The following is a 12,643-nucleotide window of genomic DNA, read 5'->3' as shown; positions in this document are numbered from 1 at the left end:
CGGGCGATGCTTGCGGGCTTTAGCCGCGCGCTCTTGCATCGCAGCAACTTCTTCTTCACGGCGCCTTGAATGGCGCTGGCTGCATTCTTCCACTCTCGTGAGAAGCAAGGCCGATGCCGAAGTTCAATCGAAATTCGCATCGCGCTGAACGACGCTCCGATTTCACAACGTTGCGAATCTGCGAGACCCGTTCGATACAACACTATGCGCTTCCATCGGCGTCGTCCATCGAGCATTTTGCGCATCGGTATGAATGTGCATTTGCTTTGCTTATGCTCAAGAATAAGGCGTGGACGCGACGTGCAGCGAGGTCACGAACCGCCGTGAAAGCACGAAGCAGTGCACGCTTGCACCAGTGCGATTCGCCCGCGCCCCAACAAGCGGCCTGGGTCCGGCTTTTGCGGTTGCAGCATATTGCGGCGCTATTTGTTTGCGTAAGCGCGCCGCTGTGTGAGCACTTGCTTAAAAGGAGCGAACGTCATGCGCGCGATGATCTTCGACGGCACGTCGCCCTTGCTGCGCGAAGCCGACCTGCCGAACCCGATCGCCGACACTGGCCAGTTGCTGATCGACGTCCACGCGTGCGGCGTGTGCCGGACCGACCTGCACGTCGTCGATGGCGAGCTTGACAAGCCGAAGCTGCCGCTAGTGCCGGGACACGAGATCGTCGGCGTCGTGGCGTCGGTCGGTGTCGGCGTGACGGATTTCGAGCCGGGCGATCGTGTAGGTGTGCCGTGGCTCGGGCATACGTGCGGACATTGCCGCTATTGCGGCGCGGGCCGCGAGAATCTTTGCGATGCACCCGCGTTCACCGGCTATACGATCGACGGCGGCTACGCGGAGCGCGTTGTTGCCGACAGCCGCTATTGCCTGCATCTGCCCGCGCGCTACTCGGATATCGAAGCGGCGCCGCTCATGTGCGCGGGCCTGATCGGCTACCGCACGCTCGCGATGGCGGGCGACGCGCGACGCATCGGCATCTACGGGTTCGGCGCGGCGGCGCACATCATCGCGCAGGTGGTGCGTCACCAGGGGCGCATGGTGTACGCGTTCACCCGTCCCGGCGATGCCGCCGCGCAGCAGCTCGCGCTCGATCTGAAGGCGAACTGGGCGGGCGGCAGCGACGAATTACCGCCCGACGAACTCGATGCCGCGCTCATCTTCGCCCCGGCTGGCGCGCTCGTGCCGGCGGCGCTGAAGGCGGTGGCGAAAGGCGGCGTCGTGGTGTGTGGCGGAATTCACATGAGCGACATTCCGTCGTTTCCGTATGCGCTTCTGTGGGGCGAACGGCGCGTGGTGTCGGTGGCGAATCTCACGCGTGACGATGGCCGCGCCTTCATGAAGCTCGTCGCGCAATTCCATCTGGAGATGCGCACGACCGAATACCCGCTCGCCGATGCCAACCGCGCACTCGCCGATTTGCGCGAAGGGCGCGTGACGGGCGCGGCGGTGCTGAGGGTTCGCTGAAACAGACGCTAAACGCGCGAAAGCTTCTCGCGATCGAGAATCCGCACTTGCCGCCCGCGCGTATCGATGAGGCCGTCCTTTTGAAATCGGGACAGCATCCGGCTGACGGTTTCGAGCTTGAGCCCGAGAAAACTGCCGATTTCCTCGCGCGTCATGCGCAACTGGAATTCGACCGACGAGTAGCCGCGCGCCGCGAGCCGCGCCGACAGATCCAGCAAGAACGCGGCGACGCGCTGCTCGGCGGTCATCGTGCCGAGCATGACCATCAGCGCCGACTCGCGCACGATCTCGCCCGACAGCAGCCGATGCACGTGGTGCTGCATCGTCCTGACTTCGCGGCACAACGTTTCGAGCAGATCGAACGCGACGATACACACGGAGCTGTCTTCCAGCGCGATCGCTTCGCAGGCGTGGCGATCGGTGCAGATGCCGTCGAGGCCGAGCGTCTCGCCCGGCAGGTGAAAGCCTGTGACCTGTTCGTGGTCGTCGTGATGCGTGATCACGGTCTTGAAGCAGCCCACGCGCACGATATAGATGCTGCGGAAGTCGTCGCCGGTGCGGTAGAGCGTTTCGCCGCGATGAATGGTGCGGGTCGGGAACTGGATCGAATCGATGCGGGCGAGGTCGTCGGGGGAGAGGTCGGGCGGCGTGATCGGGCGGTCTTGGCACGGCGCCGCCCCGGCGCATGGCGCTGCGTGATGCCCGACATCGGTTGCGGATGACATGACCTGCCTCGGTCCATCGCGGAGGATTCATCCAACAGTATCGTTCACGGCGCGGCTAATACCAAAGCCCGCCGCATGAGACGCTCAGAACTCCGCGTCGAGTTCGTCGATTTCCTCGGCTTCGTGCTGCGCGTCGGCGATCCACTCCTGCATCTCCGGCATCGCGAGAATGGTCTGTCCGTACGTGACGATCTCCGGGTCGAGCTTCACGTCGTACGTCACGAAACGCGTCACGACGGGCGCGAACATCGCGTCGGCGGCCGTGCGCTCGCCGAACAGGTACGGCCCGCCGTATTGCGCGAGGCATTCGTGCCAGATCGTCGTCACCCGTTCGATGTCGGTCTGCGCGCGTGCCCACACCTTGAAGCCGGGAAAGTGCGCCTTGAGATTCATCGGCAGCGCGGAACGCAGCGATGCGAAGCCCGAATGCATCTCGCCGCAGATCGCGCGGCAATGCGCCCGCTCGCGGCGCTCGGGTGGAAGGAGCCCGGCATCGGGGCAGACTTCGTTCAGGTATTCGGCGATCGCCAGCGTGTCCCAGACCTTGATGCCGTCGTGAACGAGGCACGGCACGAGGATCGACGGCGAGAGCAGCAGCAGTTCCGCGCGCGCGCCGGGATCGTCGACGGGCATGACGACTTCCTCGAACGGTAGACCGCTAAAACGCGTCAGCAGCCATCCGCGCAGCGACCACGAGGAGTAATTCTTGCTGCTGATGGTCAGCGTCGCTTTTGCCATACGAGTCTCCAACGGTAGTAAGTGGTGCGGTGGCGCACCAATTCGCGGCAAAAACAGGGCCCGGGCGGATAAGCGCAAGTGTTATGCCAAGCTAATCAGACTAATATGCCGGAGTGACGCGGCGGTGTCGGCGATCAAGCCCGCTTGATAGCGCTCGTGGCATATGTATTGCGTCCTCAAAGGCTCCTTTGTGTAGTGCGCACCTGTGGGAGATCGATGAACCCCTTCGCATATCCCGCCTATCAGGCGCTGTCCGACCTGATGCTGCCGCTCCGGCACGGCGCCGCGCTAGTCAGCCACGCGCTCGCCGCGTGGCCCACGATGGCCGCGACGCCGCAAGGCCGCGGCCTGCGCGCGAGCTGCGATCTCATGACGCTCGCGGGTCTTACGCATTCGCGCCCTCCGTTCGAGCTCGATTCGGTCGAGATCGACGGAAAGACCGTGCCTGTCTTCGAGCAAGTCGCGGCGAAGACGCCGTTCTGCTCGCTCGTCCACTTCGTGAAGGACGTGCCCACCGCGCAGAGGCAGCCGCGCGTGCTCGTCGTCGCGCCGATGTCCGGGCATTTCGCGACGCTCTTGCGCGGCACCGTGCGCACGATGCTCGCCGATCACGACGTCTACATCACCGACTGGCACAATCCGCGCGACATTTCGCTGATGCACGGCCGCTTCGGTTTCGATGAATACGTCCAGCACATCATCGATTTTGTCGAGGAGATGGGGCCGGGCTCGCATCTGCTCGCCGTGTGTCAGCCGACGGTCGCGGCGCTCGCGGCCGTCGCGCTGATGGCGGCGGACAACAACCCCGCGCAGCCCGCGAGCATGACGCTGATGGCCGGCCCGATCGATACGCGCATCAACCCGACGCGCGTGAACGAGCTCGCGAAAAGCAAGCCGCTCGACTGGTTCGAGAAGAACCTGATCAGCGCCGTGCCGTTCGGCTTCGCGGGCGCACACCGGCGCGTGTATCCGGGCTTCATGCAGTTGAGCGCGTTCATGTCGATGAACATGCCGCGCCACCTCGAATCGTTCGCCGACATGCATTACCAGCGCGCGAAGGGCGATCCCGATCTCGCGGACGCGGTACGTGTCTTCTATGAAGAATACTTCGCCACGATGGACCTGACGGCCGATTTTTATCTGGAAACGGTCGATACGGTCTTTCAGCGGCATTCGCTGCCGCTGCATGAACTCGAAGTGCGCGGACGCAAGGTCGAGCCGTCGGCGATTCGGCGCACCGCGCTATTGACCATCGAAGGCGAGCGCGACGATATTTGCGCGGTCGGCCAGACGCTCGCCGCGCAGGACCTCTGCGACAAGCTGCGCCCATATCTGAAGGCACATCACGTGCAGACGGGCGTGGGACACTATGGCGTCTTCAACGGCAAGCGCTGGGAGCGGCAGATCTATCCGCGCGTGCGTGCGCTGATCCACGACAACGAGGCGAGCCCGATTACCGTCAACGCACGCGCACAGCCGATCCTGCCGTTGCAGTCGATTGCGCCGCTCAAAAGCGCGGAGGCTTTGAGCGTGCTGGACGAGCCGGGGAAGATCAGCACGGACGCGACGCCGCGTCCTTCGCGGAATCGCGAGGCCATTGCGCCGGAGCATATGATCGATCCGGAAGCGCTGGCTGAAGACGCGCCGGGCACGCAGGCCGTGCAATCCGATGGAGATGCCTCAGCGCGCTCGCCCTGAATCGTGTGCGAGGGTCAAGCCGGCTCACTCACCCAAGGCGTGACGGCGGGCACTTCACACGGCCCGTCGGCATCGATCGTTTTGAAGTCCGCTGGACCGACGATCTCCAGATACTCCATGTCCTCCGAATAGTCGAAGAGAAAATGAACGATGCCGGGCGCCTGATGCACGCAATCGCCAGCGGCGACTAAGGTTTCCTTGTCGCCGTACATGAAACGCGCCCAGCCCTTCAGCATGATCACGATATGGAACTCGGCCTCATGGCGGTGCCAACCGGTGCCTTGCTCCGGTGCGGCATGCGCCTTCACGAGTTGCGCGATCACTTTGCCGCCCGTCGCGTCCGCAATGCCGAGATCGCGATAGCGGAAGAAATCGCGCAATCCTTCAGGCTCGTAAGTCGTATCCTGCGGGCGAACATGCGAAAACTTCGTGGGCAAGTCGAACATTTCGAACGATTCGGAAGACATGGCGCGCTCCAGTTTGGGATTGCGTTGAGGGTGGGGGTCGTCATCAAGCATCAAGCGTTCCATTCGTTGTTCGCTCAATCATTCGGAACGATCCCGAGCCTCACCAACGCCTCCATCCCACCGCCTTCGCGCGCGCGCAGTTCCAGCGATCCGCCATGCAGTTTCGCAATGCGCTCGACGATCGCAAGCCCCAGCCCCGTGCCCGCCGGATGCCCCGCGCCGCCGCGTCCGCGTCTGAACGGCTCCTTCAGCTTCTCCATCTCGTCGGCGGCGATGCCCTTGCCGCGATCGCCGATTGCGACGCACAACGCTTGTGCATCCTTATCGATCCACGTGCGCACCGATAGCCCCGTGACGCCGTACAGCACTGCGTTCTGCATCAGGTTCATCAGCATGCGCATCGTGCTCACGGGGCGAAACGCGAACGGCGGGACGTCGCCGAGCGTGAGGTCGAACTCGTGGCCGAGGCCCGCGAAATCCGCAGCGAGGTTCGCGATCAGCGCGTTCACATCGCCCACGACGGGCGCTTCGCGCGCGCCGCTCCCCGCATAGTCCATGAACTGCTGGAGGATGCCGTCGATCTGGTCCAGATAGTTCTCCGACGATGCGACGAACGCCTGGTCGCCGCCTGCGGGAATCGCCATCGCCATCGCGAGACGCAGCTTCGTGAGCGGCGTGCGGATATCGTGAGAGATGCCCGCGAGCATCAACGCGCGGCTCGCCTCGGCTTCGCGCAGCGCCTCGGTCATGCGATTGAACGCGATGCTGACCTGCGCGATTTCGGTCGGGCCGTCGGTCGGCAGCGGCTCGGGCTGGCCGCCCGCGCTCAGCTTGCGCGCGGCGGTCGCGAGGTCGTCGAGCGGGCGGTTGAGGTGGCGCTGGATCGCATAGGCGGTGAGCGTCGCGAGCGCGGCAAGGCCTAGCGAGAGCAGGATCGTCGTGAGCATGCCGTCGCTGTGTGCCGCATCGGGGATCGCGAGCGAAATCCAGTACGGCTCGCTTGCGACATGTACGCGGAACCACAGGCGCTCTTCCGCTTCGTCACGCGCGCTTTTGCCCGTCTCCCAGCGCACGGGCATATCGGCGGGCAGATGGCGGCGCAGCATCGCGAGGAAGGTCTCGCGCTGGTAGCTCCGGTAAAGCGCGGATAGCGAGCGCGGCGGGTCGAGCGCGGTATCGGCGGGCAGCGTGGCTTGCGCGCGAAGCTTCTCGATGAACGGGCCGCGCGCGTCGAGGGGCGCGACGGCGAGCACGTCGCCGAGCGCCGTCACGTAGTTCGCGAACGCGGCGGCGGCGCGTTCGATGCGCGGCGTCTGTACGTAGTGCATGAGCACGGTGAGCGAGCATACCTGGCTCAGCGCGACGAGCGCCACCAGCAGCGCGATGTTGCGCGCAAAGAGCGAACGCGGCAGGCGCAGCCGCTTCACGACGCAATATCCGCAAGCAGCATGTAGCCGACGCCCCACACGGTCTTGATGAAGCGCGGCTTCGATGGATCGGCTTCGACGATCTGCCGCAGCCGAAGCACCTGCACGTCGATGCTGCGATCGAGCGCGTCATGCTCGCGGCCGCGCGTGCGCGCGATCAGGTTGTCGCGGCTCACCGCGCGATTCGGCGACGAGCCGAGTGCGGTCAGCAACTGCATCTGCGCGGAGTGGATCTCAAAAGGCGTGTCGTTGCGAAAGAGCTGCTGGCGCCCGAGGTCGAGGCGAAATTCGCCGAAGCGGATCGACTGCGAGGTGAGCGTCGGATCGCCCGAGGCCATTTTCTGGCGCCTGAGCAGCGCTTTTATCCGCGCGACGAGTTCGCCCGGCAGGAACGGCTTCGCGAGGTAATCGTCGGCGCCGGTTTCCAGGCCGATGACTTTGTCGACCGGATCGCCCTTCGCGGTCAGCATGAGGATCGGCAGCGTGTGGCCTTCGGCGCGCAAGCGGCGGCACACGGAGAGACCGTCTTCGGGCTCCATCATCAGGTCGAGGACGAGCAGGTCGTAGGGCTCGCGCTGCAGATAGCGGTCGAGCCGCTGGCTGTCGGCGACGGCGCGCACCTCGAAACCCTGCGAGCCGAGAAAGCGCTGCAGCATATTGCGCAGTTCGGCTTCGTCGTCGAGGACGATGATTTTCGGCAGCGTGTCCATGTTCGATGGCTTCTCCGGAAGCGCCGCAATGCGCTGATGAGCGTCGTCGTGACGATGAGCGCGGCTTGAAGATGAGCCTCAAGCGTCGAACGGCCGGCGGTACGCGGAACTGTACATCGCGTTATGCTCATGCCGCGCTGCAATGGCTCGATACGCGCTCGTCAAACCCAACGACGATCGCGTGCCGCGCCGCGTGTCGTCAGTGCGATGCCGCGCGTTGCTGCATGAATTGCTCGATCTGCGGGAGCGTGACGTAGCCTTTTTTCTGCGTGTCGATCTCGTCGAAATGCTGCGCGACGCGCGGCATGCCGGAGGCGGCCTGCTCGCGCGTGAGCTTGCCGTCGTGCGTGGTGTTGGCGCTCGTGAAGCGCATCTGCAACTGCTGCATCGCGTGCTCGACGCGCGGCGAGGCGCCCATCGGCTGCGTCGCGGTCTGCGCGAACGCGCCGTTCGACAACGCGATCGCACTGCATGCCGCGAGCAAGGTCAGCATCTTTTTCATCTGGCTTCTCCAATCGATTCGTTTTGACAGACGCATTCTAGGGACGGCCCCACGGTCGATGCAATTTGCAAATCATGTCGCGGGATGTCGTGGTTTTTGTCAGTCGATTAAGCGCGTACATCATCGGCCGCCACAAAGTTCGCGACATCGGATGACACAGGTTTTCGCTACGGTTTTCGCGGCGCTTTGGCTATCGTTTGCACCGTCGGCGCCATGAGCGCCTCAACGGTTCGCGACATGCGAGCCATCGGCGGAAAGCCTTCTCATGCGAAGGCAACAACGCCGCATTCGATGCATGAGGTCTCCAAGTGAACTTTCGTATGATCAGTGTCTCCGCTGCCGCAGCCCTCGGTCTCATCTGCTCGGAAGGCGCCTCCGCTTCCACCGTCGTGCGCGTCACCTACATGGCGCCCGCCATCGTCTATGCGCCGCCGCCGCGGCCCGTCTACTACTACGTGCCCGCGCCGCCGACTTACGTCGTGCCCGTCGTTCCCCAGCCGGTCGTGCCTGTTCCTCCGCCGCAGCGTGTCACTGTCGTGGTGCCGGTGCAGCGTGCCTATGCGGTCGCGCCCGTGCCCGTCGTCACGTATTCGCAGCCGGTGATGGTCGTGCCGGTCGCCGGGATGCACTGACATCGACATCGGCTAGTGGTGCTCCCTGATCGCGAGAAAGACCGACTTCAGCCGCTCGGCCTTCGCGCCGAGCACGCCGGGCACTTCGTCGAGCCTTACGGGTTCCGGAGCCGCGTCGCCGGGCAGCGGCGGATTGTTGATCGCGAAGAGCAGCGTCTCGCCGTCTGGACTGACCCCTAACGCCTGCACGGTCATCGTCTGAAGCGAGACCTTGCTCACGCCCGCGACGCGCTTCACCCCGTTGATCACGATGCCGACCGGCGTGATGTCGCGCGGACGAAACGAGCGCTTCGTCAGGCGCACGTCGGTCAGCGCAATCTGGACGACCATCGAATCCGGCTGCGGTGTATCGACCACGTTTGCGTTCTGCAGCACGTTCTCGCGCAGGATGTCGGTGAAGGCAGCGGTGAGCGCGGCCATCTGCGTGGGCTCGATGCCCTTGTACGGCGAATCGGGCGCGAGGAAGATTTCGATCGGCGCGAGATACACGCTGTGCAGGGCGGCGCGGCGGGTGTCGTAATCGGGCGCGATGTAGCCGGTGCTGCCGGGAATCTGCGCGACCGGCCCGAGCGGCGTATCCGGCGGGATCAGTCCGTCGGCGCGTGCCGCGCCGCATGCAAAGATGAGCGCTGTAGCAATGAAAAGCAGAAACGTGGACGTTTTCGAGCGTCTGTTCATGGTGACTCCGGGGTGAGTGAGCCTCGATGGCCTATTGTTATTGAGTGCGCCGCTTGCTGAAGTGTTCTAGACCATGAGCCTTACAACTTCCTCCCCGGCACGTTTTATTCGGATGTGATGCGTTCTACGGCCGCTTGGTCCGGCTCCTATACTGAATCAGCAAACTGTCGCGCGAGGCACGCGCGGCTGTTTGCCGTCGAGCTCGGCGCACGGTAACGGGTTGGCCGGGCGGCCGGTTCCGCAACGATTTCCCACGGAGGTCAGGACCATGCTATTCATTGCCAAATGGACCGCGTTGCCCACAGCCGAGCAGGCGGCGAGCGAGCGCTTTCGCAGGACGGGTGGAGCGCCACCCGACGGCATCAAGGTGATCGGACGCTGGCATGCGGTCGGCGGCGTGGAAGGGCTCGCGATCTGTGAATGCGCGACGATCGAACCGCTGGCGGCGTGGGTGCTCGAATGGGCCGACCTGATGAGTTTCGACGTCAAGCCCGGGTTGACGGACGAACAACTCGGCGTCTTGCTGACCGCCGCTGCCGAGAAGAAATAGATCGAGCGTTAGGTGGCGGCGGGCGCTTTTTTTGCGGGAGGGGAGGACCCCCATTCTCAGTGCATCGAGACGTTAGGGTTTGTGGGGCTTGTCGCGCCCCGGCCGTTGCTTCAAGATTACGGGCGTACTAGTTAGTTAAAATTATCGGCAGGATGGCCCTCACCCGACGGAGCCCGAGCCGCAAAGGAGCGAAGAGCATGAGTCAACCCTGCATTATCTCCGTCGCCATCACCGGTTCGGTTCCGAAGAAGAAAGACAATCCGGCGGTGCCCATCACGATTCCCGAGCAGGTCGAAAGCACGCACGAAGCGTATGAGGCAGGCGCGACGCTGGTTCACCTGCACGTGCGCGACGAGGACGAAAAGTCGAGTTCCGACCGTCATCGCTTCGCCGAGCTTCAGGAAGGTATTCGCAAGCATTGTCCCGACATCATCATCCAGTTCTCGACCGGCGGTCGCGGACGCTCGTTCGAACAGCGCGGCGCAATGCTCGACCTCGCGCCCGACATGGCGTCGCTCGCAACCGGCTCTGTCAACTTCCCGACGACCGTCTACGAAAATCCGCCCGATTTCGTGCGCACGCTCGCGAAGATGATGCTCGATCACAACGTGAAGCCCGAGATCGAAATCTTCGATCTGGCGATGCTCTACAGCACGGTCGATCTGGTCAATCAGGGCCTGTTGAAATCGCCGGTGCACGTGCAGTTCGTGATGGGCGTGAAGAACGCGCTGCCCGCGCGGCGCGAAATCCTGGAATTCGAAGTCGAGCAGTTGAAGAAGAATCTGCCCGACGCGACCTGGACGGCGGCGGGCATTGGCCGTCATCAGCTCGAAGTGAACCACTGGACGCTCGAAATGGGCGGCCACTGCCGCACCGGCCTCGAGGACAACGTGCGCTGGGACAAGGACACGCTCGCGAAAAGCAACGCGCAACTGGTCGAGCGCGTAGCGTCGCTGTGCGCCGAGTACGGGCGTCCGGTGGCGACCGCGAAAGAGGCGCGCCAGCTGCTCTCGATGTAAGGTCACAGCGCCGGGTCTGACCGCCCGGCGCGCGCACCCGGATAAACCCGCTCCGGTAGAACAACCCGAAAAATCTGCCTTACAATCGGGCTTTACGCTGACAAACCGTGAAGCCCGCAATGAACGAGCGCAAAACATCGGGTCTGGCCGACCGGATCTACAGCGACATCCTCAACAGCATCATCGAAGGCGAGTTCAAGGAAGGCGATCGCCTTCTGACCGAGCACGCGCTCGCCGAACGCTTCTCCACCTCCCGTCCGACCGTGCGCGAAGCGCTCGCGCGGTTGCGCGCGGACGGCATCATCGTGACGCGGCGCGGGTCGGGCACGACCGTCGGCCGCCGCCCTGACCCCGACGTGCGCCGTTTTGCGCCGCTCGAAACGCTGTCCGACATCCGCCGTTGCTATGAATTCCGCGTCGTCACCGAGGCGGGCGCGGCCGCGCTCGCCGCCCGTCACGCCGACGACAGCGACATCGCCGCGATTCAGGCCGCGTGGGACGAACTGGAGCGCGTCGTCGAGACGCAGGGCATCGGCGCGAAGGACGATTTCGCGTTTCACATCGCAATTGCGCGGGCGTCGAAGAACCAGTTTTTCATCACCGTGATGACGTTCATCGAAGAGCAGGTGGTCTTCAGCATGAACCTGTCGCGCAATCTCTCGCTCGTGAAGACGCTTGAACGCCAGCGGCTCGTGCAGGCCGAGCATCTCGAAGTGCTGGAGGCGATTCGCGCGCACGATTCGGAGCGCGCCGGGCGAGCGATGAAGGCCCATCTCGAAAACGCGCTCGATCGCATGTTCGGTTCTTAGTACAGGGAAAACCACGGCATCAAGTTGTTTGACAACATTGAAAGCCGAATGATACTTTCGCGTCACCCAGACACGCTGTGCGCGAGGTGCCATGAACGTCTCTCCGATCGTCGAAGCCGAGTTCGCTGACAGCGTGATGGCGGCGCCGCCGCTTGCGCGCCGCGAAGATGCTTCGCTCGACGCCGACGAGAACCGCAAGCTCATCGCGCATATCGAAGCGGGCGGCGTGCGCAGTTTGCTCTACGGCGGCAACGCCAATCTGTATCACGTCGCGGTCAGTGAGTATCGCGAGTTGCTTGACCTGCTGGCCGAGAGCGCCGGTCCGCAAACGCGCGTGATTCCCGCGATCGGGCCCGACTTTGGCAAGATGCGCGACCAGGCGCGCATCCTCGCTGCGACCTCATACCGCACCGCGATGATCCTGCCGCTCGCCGGGTTCACGACGCCTGAAGGCGTCGCGACGGGCCTGGCGCGCCTCGTCGACGCGGCCGGCATCCCGCTCACGCTCTATCTGAAAAGCGAAGACTACGTGGATGTCGATACGCTCGCGCGCCTCGTCGACGACGGCACGCTGCTCGCCGTGAAGTACGCGATCCCGCGCGCCAATCCCGCCGACGATCCATATCTGCGCCGCTTGCTGCAAAGCGTGAAGCCGTCGCGGGTGGTGTCGGGCATGGGCGAGCGGCCCGCGCTCGTGCATGTGCGCGACTTCGGCCTCGCCGCCTGGACGAGCGGCTCCGGCTGCATTGCGCCGCGCGCCGTGATGGCGCTGCTGCGCGCCGCGAAGGCGGGCCGCATGGAGGAAGCGCAGCGCCTCTATGACGCGTTTCTGCCGCTCGAAACCCTCCGAGATGAAATATCCCTGATCCGCGTTCTGCACGACGCCGTGACGCTTTCGGGCATCGCTCACATGGGGCCGATCCAGCCCCTCCTGAGCGCGACGCCGCCTGAACATCTGGCGCGGACTGGGAAAGCAGTCGAAGAACTGCTCGCCTTCGAAACAAGCTGCGAAAGGTGTTAAACAAATCGGTCGAAACACGCTCCGGGTATATCCCGAGCAATGGCCGAAAGCGCTATCCCGCAAGCGCTTCCGCCGCTCGCGAGTGGCTGTGACGGCCCGTTTGACAAGGTGTATTTGCTTGACATCAGCTTGCGCGGTTGGCTATTTTCCAGCTTTCAGAAGTAAAAGAATGCCGGCGCAAAAAATCGACCGGCCGCTAT

At 64.0% G+C, this 12,643-nt stretch carries 14 protein-coding genes; 7 read left to right on the top strand and 7 right to left on the bottom strand.

The window, feature by feature from the left end; genetic code table 11:
• The first annotated feature begins 480 nt into the window (after positions 1 to 480).
• Entirely contained in the window at positions 481 to 1,467 is a 987-nt protein-coding gene (locus AWB65_RS17655; RefSeq protein WP_087668392.1) for a zinc-dependent alcohol dehydrogenase family protein, read from the top strand.
• Between the two features lie 8 nt (positions 1,468 to 1,475).
• Here AWB65_RS17655 and AWB65_RS17650 read toward each other — a convergent pair whose 3' ends face one another.
• Positions 1,476 to 2,192 (bottom strand): helix-turn-helix domain-containing protein, encoded by a 717-nt coding sequence (locus tag AWB65_RS17650; RefSeq protein WP_087668391.1) that lies wholly within the window; start codon positions 2,190 to 2,192, stop codon positions 1,476 to 1,478.
• An 84-nt stretch (positions 2,193 to 2,276) separates the two neighbouring features.
• Positions 2,277 to 2,930, bottom strand: coding sequence for a glutathione S-transferase family protein (locus tag AWB65_RS17645; protein WP_087668390.1), 654 nt, complete (start codon positions 2,928 to 2,930; stop codon positions 2,277 to 2,279).
• 216 nt (positions 2,931 to 3,146) lie between these two features.
• On the opposite strand from AWB65_RS17645, the gene AWB65_RS17640 reads away from it, so the two are divergent.
• Positions 3,147 to 4,628, top strand: coding sequence for a polyhydroxyalkanoate depolymerase (locus AWB65_RS17640; protein WP_087668389.1), 1,482 nt, complete (start codon positions 3,147 to 3,149; stop codon positions 4,626 to 4,628).
• A gap of 14 nt (positions 4,629 to 4,642) precedes the next feature.
• Here AWB65_RS17640 and AWB65_RS17635 read toward each other — a convergent pair whose 3' ends face one another.
• The 4 genes from AWB65_RS17635 to AWB65_RS17620 all read right to left on the bottom strand — a co-directional run bounded on the left by AWB65_RS17635 (position 4,643) and on the right by AWB65_RS17620 (position 7,734).
• Positions 4,643 to 5,095 (bottom strand): cupin domain-containing protein, encoded by a 453-nt coding sequence (locus tag AWB65_RS17635; RefSeq protein ID WP_087668388.1) that lies wholly within the window; start codon positions 5,093 to 5,095, stop codon positions 4,643 to 4,645.
• 74 nt (positions 5,096 to 5,169) lie between these two features.
• Positions 5,170 to 6,522: an ATP-binding protein gene (locus AWB65_RS17630; RefSeq protein WP_235007661.1), complete on the bottom strand. Its 1,353-nt coding sequence runs from the start codon at positions 6,520 to 6,522 to the stop codon at positions 5,170 to 5,172.
• Positions 6,519 to 7,232, bottom strand: coding sequence for a response regulator (locus AWB65_RS17625; protein WP_087668387.1), 714 nt, complete (start codon positions 7,230 to 7,232; stop codon positions 6,519 to 6,521). The genes AWB65_RS17630 and AWB65_RS17625 overlap by 4 nt, the downstream gene beginning before the upstream one ends.
• Before the next feature lie 199 nt (positions 7,233 to 7,431).
• On the bottom strand, positions 7,432 to 7,734 hold the full coding sequence (locus AWB65_RS17620) for an EF-hand domain-containing protein (RefSeq protein ID WP_087668386.1): 303 nt from the start codon (positions 7,732 to 7,734) through the stop codon (positions 7,432 to 7,434).
• A gap of 308 nt (positions 7,735 to 8,042) precedes the next feature.
• Between AWB65_RS17620 and AWB65_RS17615 the strand changes: the two genes are divergently transcribed.
• Positions 8,043 to 8,366: a hypothetical protein gene (locus AWB65_RS17615; protein WP_200821739.1), complete on the top strand. Its 324-nt coding sequence runs from the start codon at positions 8,043 to 8,045 to the stop codon at positions 8,364 to 8,366.
• A 12-nt stretch (positions 8,367 to 8,378) separates the two neighbouring features.
• On the opposite strand, the gene AWB65_RS17610 is transcribed toward AWB65_RS17615, so the two are convergent.
• The gene (locus AWB65_RS17610; RefSeq protein WP_087668384.1) at positions 8,379 to 9,044 is read right to left on the bottom strand and encodes a DUF3313 family protein; all 666 of its coding nucleotides are present in this window, start codon (positions 9,042 to 9,044) and stop codon (positions 8,379 to 8,381) included.
• Between the two features lie 268 nt (positions 9,045 to 9,312).
• Here AWB65_RS17610 and AWB65_RS17605 point away from each other — a divergent pair, with 268 nt between their 5' ends.
• The 4 genes from AWB65_RS17605 (at position 9,313) to AWB65_RS17590 (ending at position 12,443) form a co-directional block, all read left to right on the top strand.
• The gene (locus tag AWB65_RS17605) at positions 9,313 to 9,594 is read left to right on the top strand and encodes a DUF3303 domain-containing protein (RefSeq protein ID WP_087654962.1); all 282 of its coding nucleotides are present in this window, start codon (positions 9,313 to 9,315) and stop codon (positions 9,592 to 9,594) included.
• Between the two features lie 197 nt (positions 9,595 to 9,791).
• Positions 9,792 to 10,613, top strand: coding sequence for a 3-oxoadipate:acetyl-CoA acetyltransferase (locus AWB65_RS17600; protein WP_087668383.1), 822 nt, complete (start codon positions 9,792 to 9,794; stop codon positions 10,611 to 10,613).
• 119 nt (positions 10,614 to 10,732) lie between these two features.
• The gene (locus AWB65_RS17595) at positions 10,733 to 11,422 is read left to right on the top strand and encodes a FadR/GntR family transcriptional regulator (RefSeq protein ID WP_087668382.1); all 690 of its coding nucleotides are present in this window, start codon (positions 10,733 to 10,735) and stop codon (positions 11,420 to 11,422) included.
• Between the two features lie 91 nt (positions 11,423 to 11,513).
• Positions 11,514 to 12,443: a dihydrodipicolinate synthase family protein gene (locus AWB65_RS17590; RefSeq protein WP_087668381.1), complete on the top strand. Its 930-nt coding sequence runs from the start codon at positions 11,514 to 11,516 to the stop codon at positions 12,441 to 12,443.
• Positions 12,444 to 12,643: the final 200 nt, after the last annotated feature.

It is taken from the genome of Caballeronia humi (assembly GCF_001544475.1).
In the GTDB taxonomy this organism is placed as follows: Bacteria; Pseudomonadota; Gammaproteobacteria; order Burkholderiales; family Burkholderiaceae; genus Caballeronia; species Caballeronia humi.
Note: the sequence above shows the minus strand (reverse complement) of the source record. Positions and strands in the feature narration are given on the sequence as shown.

Bases quoted from the DNA above. Each gene is read 5' to 3' on its own strand.
- AWB65_RS17655 (WP_087668392.1), top strand. From the start codon at position 481: ATGCGCGCGATGATCTTCGACGGCACGTCGCCCTTGCTGCGCGAAGCC.
- AWB65_RS17650 (WP_087668391.1), bottom strand. From the start codon at position 2,192: ATGTCATCCGCAACCGATGTCGGGCATCACGCAGCGCCATGCGCCGGG.
- AWB65_RS17645 (WP_087668390.1), bottom strand. From the start codon at position 2,930: ATGGCAAAAGCGACGCTGACCATCAGCAGCAAGAATTACTCCTCGTGG.
- AWB65_RS17640 (WP_087668389.1), top strand. From the start codon at position 3,147: ATGAACCCCTTCGCATATCCCGCCTATCAGGCGCTGTCCGACCTGATG.
- AWB65_RS17635 (WP_087668388.1), bottom strand. From the start codon at position 5,095: ATGTCTTCCGAATCGTTCGAAATGTTCGACTTGCCCACGAAGTTTTCG.
- AWB65_RS17625 (WP_087668387.1), bottom strand. From the start codon at position 7,232: ATGGACACGCTGCCGAAAATCATCGTCCTCGACGACGAAGCCGAACTG.
- AWB65_RS17620 (WP_087668386.1), bottom strand. From the start codon at position 7,734: ATGAAAAAGATGCTGACCTTGCTCGCGGCATGCAGTGCGATCGCGTTG.
- AWB65_RS17610 (WP_087668384.1), bottom strand. From the start codon at position 9,044: ATGAACAGACGCTCGAAAACGTCCACGTTTCTGCTTTTCATTGCTACA.
- AWB65_RS17605 (WP_087654962.1), top strand. From the start codon at position 9,313: ATGCTATTCATTGCCAAATGGACCGCGTTGCCCACAGCCGAGCAGGCG.
- AWB65_RS17600 (WP_087668383.1), top strand. From the start codon at position 9,792: ATGAGTCAACCCTGCATTATCTCCGTCGCCATCACCGGTTCGGTTCCG.
- AWB65_RS17595 (WP_087668382.1), top strand. From the start codon at position 10,733: ATGAACGAGCGCAAAACATCGGGTCTGGCCGACCGGATCTACAGCGAC.
- AWB65_RS17590 (WP_087668381.1), top strand. From the start codon at position 11,514: ATGAACGTCTCTCCGATCGTCGAAGCCGAGTTCGCTGACAGCGTGATG.